We start from the raw sequence: 3,087 nt of genomic DNA, 5'->3' as shown, positions 1-3,087 counted from the left end.
TCCAGCACCGGTTGCAGGCCGCTGGAAAGGAAAAGATGGTCATCCGCATCGCTCTCGCCAGAAAGCTGCTCGTCATTGTCAATGCAAAAGCACGCGACGCGCGAACCGAGTTCGCAAATGCAACTTGACACCTCAGATAGTCGCTCATCCGACCGAGCTTCGCGCCGATCCACCTTCTCCCACAAGGGGAGAAGGGGAACCGCCCTACTCCGCGATCCCCTCCTCATATTCCGCCGACATCGTCAGCCACTTGTCCTCGTTGAGGGCAAGTGTGTGGGCAAGCTGCGAGCGCTCCTTGGCCAGCCGCGTCGCGGTCGAGGGGTCCTTCTCGTAGATCGCCGGGTTGGCGAGCTCGTCCTCGATCAGGTCGATGCGCTTGCGGATGCGGTCCATCAGCGCCTCGGTGGCGCGGATCTCCTTGGCTAGAGGCTCGAGCGCCGAGCGCCGGGCGGCGGCCTCGCGGCGACGGTCGGCCTTGGATGCCTTGTCCGCCTCCTTCTGTTCCCGACGATTTGAGGAAACGCCGGTGACCAGCGTTTTGTAGTCCTCCAGGTCGCCGTCATAAGGATTGACCGCGCCGTCCTTGACCAGCCACAGCCGGTCCGCCGTCGCCTCCAGAAGATGCCGGTCGTGCGAGATGAGGATCACCGCGCCAGGGAAATCATTGAGCGCATGGATCAGCGATTCACGGCTGTCGATGTCGAGGTGGTTGGTGGGCTCGTCGAGGATGAACAGGTTCGGCCCCTCGAAGGCCGAGAGCCCCATCAGGAGACGCGCCTTCTCGCCACCGGACAGATCTCTCGCCGCGGTATTCATCTTCTCGGTCGAGAGCCCGAACTGCGCAACGCGGGCGCGCACCTTGGCTTCCGGCGCATCGGGCATCAGCCGGCGCACATGCTCATAGGCGCTTTCCTCGGGACGCAGATCGTCGAGCTGGTGCTGCGCGAAGATCGCCACCTTCAGGCCCGGCGCCACCGTCATCGTGCCGGTCTCGGCTTTGAGGCGGCCGGCGAGCATCTTGGCGAACGTCGATTTGCCGTTGCCGTTGGCGCCGAGCAGCGCGATGCGATCGTCGGCATCGATGCGCAGCGTCATCTTCTTCAGCACCGGATTGCCCTCGGTGTAGCCGACATTGACGCCGTTGAGCGCCACGATCGGCGAGGCCACCGTCTTCACCGGCTCGGGGAAGGAGAACGGCCGCACCGTGTCGTTCACCACCGCGGCGATCGGCTTCATCTTCTCCAGCGCCTTCAGCCGCGATTGCGCCTGCCTGGCCTTCGAGGCCTTGGCGCGAAAACGCTCGACGAAGGATTCCATATGCTTGCGCTGCGCTTCCTGCTTGACGCGGCTCTTTTCCTGCAGTTCGCGCTGCTCGGTGAGCTGGCGCTCGAACTGGTCGTAGCCGCCGCGCCAGAAGGTCAGTTTCTTCTGGTCGAGATGGACGATCGAATTGACCGCGCGGTTGAGCAGGTCGCGATCGTGCGAAATGAGCAAAACCGTGTGCGGATACTTTGCGACATAGTTCTCGAGCCAGAGCGTGCCTTCGAGGTCGAGATAGTTGGTCGGCTCGTCGAGCAACAGAAGATCGGGTTCGGAGAACAGCACGGCGGCCAAGGCCACGCGCATGCGCCAGCCGCCGGAGAAGGACGAAGCCGGGCGCTTCTGCGCGGCATCGTCGAAGCCGAGGCCGGCAAGGATGGTGGCGGCGCGGGATTCGGCCGAATGCGCATCGATGTCGGCGAGCCGCGTGTGGATTTCCGCGATGCGGTGCGGATCGGTCGCGGTCTTCTCCTCTTCCAGCAAGGCCTGCCGCTCGACATCGGCTTTCAGCACGATGTCGATCAGCGGCTCCTCGGTGCCCGGCGCCTCCTGTGCGACCTCGCCGATGCGGGTGTTTTTCGGCAGGCTGATCGAGCCGGTCTCGGACGGGAAATCGCCGGTGACTGCCTTGAACAGTGTCGTCTTGCCGGTGCCATTGCGGCCGACGAGACCGGCCTTGGTGCCGGCCGGCAGGGTCAGCGAGGCATGATCGAGAAGCAGGCGCCCCGCCATGCGCAGCGAGAGATCGTTGATGATAAGCATGGGCGGGCTTTTGCACCGGACGTCGGCGCTTCGCAAGAGCCAGGCCTGGAGGACGGCTCGCCGTGTTCCGGGCGCCGGTCCCGAGCCCAATCAGGGAACCAGTTGCCGGCCGAAGCGTTCTGAGCCCCGTGATCCGCTATTTCGCCCTCGCCTTCATCTTCTTCCAGGTCGCCACGACCGCCGCGCTGGCGACACAAGTGGTGCTGTTTGAGGGCGAGACGGCTGCAGTGCTCCCCTTAACCGGCCCGGCAAGCGCGGCGCCGACGCTGCCAGTCTCCGCCCAAGTGGGGGAGATGACCGGCAGGCCAGAGGCGGACGCGACGAAACACCTGCTGATCCAAATTTATCCTGGAAAACAATCCCAGACGTCGCCTACGCAATGACCGATAGGCCGGCGGCGCAGCGCCGCTCTGGGCTGCCGCGCGTCGAAGCTTTTGGCCCAGGCCTGATGCTTTCTGAAAATTGACTTCAGTTTTTGTCGTGACCCTGCGAATTTGGAATTGCGCTGTGAGTCGCGCGTAAGCGCCAAGAATGATCAAGAAGAACAACAACAATAACTTGGCTTGTTTAGGAGCTCACGATGGACGGGGCGGCAAACGATCTGCGCATGCTAAGATATGTGGCGGAGATCACGCGCGGGCTGGCGAAGATGCTTTCAAGCACGCGCTATCAAATGCTTGTCTATTTGCTGGAAATGACCGCCGTCGAGGCGGACAGCCTCGCGGCCGACCAGGATCGAGGCACCGGGGCGCGCAAGCTGCCGCGCAATTGAAGGCGGCCCGAGCGGGTCCGGCTTTGATAGGGACTAACGCTGAATACCGCTCCTCCCGGATTCCGGAAAACCGCTGCGCGGTTGTCTCGGAACCGCCTTGACCATGCGCCTTTTCAGCCGCCGACGATGCCGTCCAGGACCGCGAGGCATCTCAGCCGTGGGGGGGGGGGGGGGGGGGGGGGGGGGGGGGGGGGGGGGGGGGGGGGGGGGGGGGGGGGGGGGGGGGGGGGGGG

3 protein-coding genes and 1 pseudogene are annotated in these 3,087 nt (G+C 64.4%); 3 read left to right on the top strand and 1 reads right to left on the bottom strand.

Annotated elements, in window-relative coordinates:
* A pseudogene (locus P9230_RS32165) lies at nt 1-128 on the top strand (IS110 family transposase); the annotation flags it as partial.
* 76 nt (nt 129-204) lie between these two features.
* Here the strand turns inward: P9230_RS32165 and P9230_RS32160 are convergent.
* Entirely contained in the window at nt 205-2,082 is a 1,878-nt protein-coding gene (locus P9230_RS32160; RefSeq protein ID WP_278121742.1) for an ABC-F family ATP-binding cassette domain-containing protein, read from the bottom strand.
* Between the two features lie 128 nt (nt 2,083-2,210).
* Here P9230_RS32160 and P9230_RS32155 point away from each other — a divergent pair, with 128 nt between their 5' ends.
* Both P9230_RS32155 and P9230_RS32150 read left to right on the top strand, forming a co-directional pair.
* Nucleotides 2,211-2,465, top strand: a complete 255-nt coding sequence (locus tag P9230_RS32155; RefSeq protein ID WP_095830257.1) for a hypothetical protein — start codon at nt 2,211-2,213, stop codon at nt 2,463-2,465.
* Between the two features lie 197 nt (nt 2,466-2,662).
* Nucleotides 2,663-2,854 (top strand): hypothetical protein, encoded by a 192-nt coding sequence (locus P9230_RS32150; RefSeq protein WP_278121740.1) that lies wholly within the window; start codon nt 2,663-2,665, stop codon nt 2,852-2,854.
* Nucleotides 2,855-3,087 lie beyond the last annotated feature (233 nt).

Source organism: Mesorhizobium sp. WSM4887 (assembly GCF_029625865.1).
In the GTDB taxonomy this organism is placed as follows: Bacteria; Pseudomonadota; Alphaproteobacteria; order Rhizobiales; family Rhizobiaceae; genus Mesorhizobium.
Note: the sequence above shows the minus strand (reverse complement) of the source record. Positions and strands in the feature narration are given on the sequence as shown.